The organism is Primorskyibacter aestuariivivens (assembly GCF_028023675.1).
GTDB lineage: Bacteria > Pseudomonadota > Alphaproteobacteria > Rhodobacterales > Rhodobacteraceae > Marinovum > Marinovum aestuariivivens.
The window spans coordinates 1-1,664 of the sequence record NZ_JAQIOZ010000037.1 but is presented as its reverse complement, the minus strand read 5'-3'; the positions used below and the strand labels follow the sequence as shown (position 1 = coordinate 1,664).

Annotated in this window: 1 protein-coding gene; it reads left to right on the top strand. The window is 59.9% G+C overall.

The window, feature by feature from the left end; all coding sequences use genetic code 11:
* Positions 1–1,290 precede the first annotated feature (1,290 nt).
* A partial coding sequence (locus PGB28_RS21260) for a hypothetical protein (RefSeq protein WP_271423508.1) occupies positions 1,291–1,664 on the top strand: 374 nt, incomplete at its 3' end.

The window sequence follows — 1,664 nt, the reverse complement described above, 5'->3', positions numbered from 1 at the left end:
CACGACCTCATCCTCGTCAACGCGCACCCGTTGCTGCCCGCTCGCGGTGCACCGGGCTCCCCCGGCGCGCGCCCCGAGATTCCCGCGTCGTGGTATGACGTGGTTTCCATTCGCGTGAACACAATTGTGACGGGGCTGCGGAGCCGGAAGGCGGGAGTCGGCGGCTAAGAAGTCTGCTAGCTGCTACTCGTGTCGAGCGGCGCTTGACGTTGTTTGCTGCACCCGCTGGTAGAAAGCAGTCGAGCCTAGGTATACTCTCCTAGGCTCGACTTTTCTCACCTCGTCGCGGAGTCCTTCCGCAATGCGATCCACTGGCGGCAGCCAGTGTCTTTGGAAAAGTGGGGAGGGTACTGTATCACCCTCCCCATGCTCTTGCTTCACTTTCTCGCTAACCTCGGCAAAGGTAGGCGGTTATGCAACGTACCCTAAGAACGCGTGGCAGGGAAGTCAGTCTCCAAAAGTGGACAGGGGGCATTGACTGGTTCCGATGGATGACAACCGAGTTCAGCGATACCAAGCCGCTCCTAGAGGCCATCTGGGGAATTCAGGACAGGGATCGGGCAAGAGCTAGCAACACTCGCCGATGGTCCTTTCAGGGCTACCAGGGGTGGCAAACAGACACCATTCGGTGGGGTCAGCGAAACGGGAGGGTGCTATGGGAGTCATCTGGTTCACGGGCAGCAGCTACGTTGGACCTTTCGGCGCTGTGTACTGGTTACGCCTCACGAATCGACACGCACTGCACACTCGCCCTCTCGACACCGCTGCCTTCCTTTGGAACCTGCCTACTCGGGTCAATTACCCCGACCTCTCAATCCCGATCGAGCCGGTCAACCCTGGTTGGGCAGGCTACGGCAACGAACGGGTTATGGCTTGGAACGGTGGGAAAGCGGACAGCCCCTAGCTACATCAGGGTGTACGACAAGGGAGTGGAGGCGCGGTGCGCAGCCCCTGGTGTTCTGTGGAGGATCGAGGTGGAAGCGAAACACCATCACGCGAGGAACCTATGGGAAGCGAGCAGCCGGAACCTCCGACAGTCAGCATGGTGCGCCTCGTACTCCGTGCAGTCGTTGACCTCGCGGGGGTTCTCGTGGCCTTTTGGACCGCTCGACGACACCTCACACGACACAAGCGCCGGCCCCAAAGAAAAATCGACAATCCAAAGCCTCGCGGCGTGGATGGCGCTATCGGTCCGCCCGGCGATTTCCCGCTTACGCACTGTATTTACTGTGGCCGAGACGCTGGAGCTATTAGGGCTCTCGGATGTGGCGGCACCTCGAGGAAAGGACAATGCTTAGCGCGCACGCTCTAGGCTTCATGGAGCCGAGTGAGTTCAACGATCCGGTCACCTTCCGTTACGAGATGCGAACCGGCTGGGGCCTTTTCACGTTCAGCCTATCGTTCGATATCCTGATCGACCTCACCGACTCCGCCTACTATGGGACGATAGCGAGCTCCATTTGGAATGCAGCAATAGCAACTGCTATTTGCAGAACTGTAAGTTTGGACCTCGTGTGGCTCTATCGGTGGAGGGGAACCGGCGCACCGTTCCCCTACGTACCAGCGGGGCTCAATATCGGCCGGCGCGGGGGGACGCCGGCGAACAAGGCCCATAGCGCCCATGTGATGATGCACACTGGGAACAGCGATGACTTCGGCGCGCG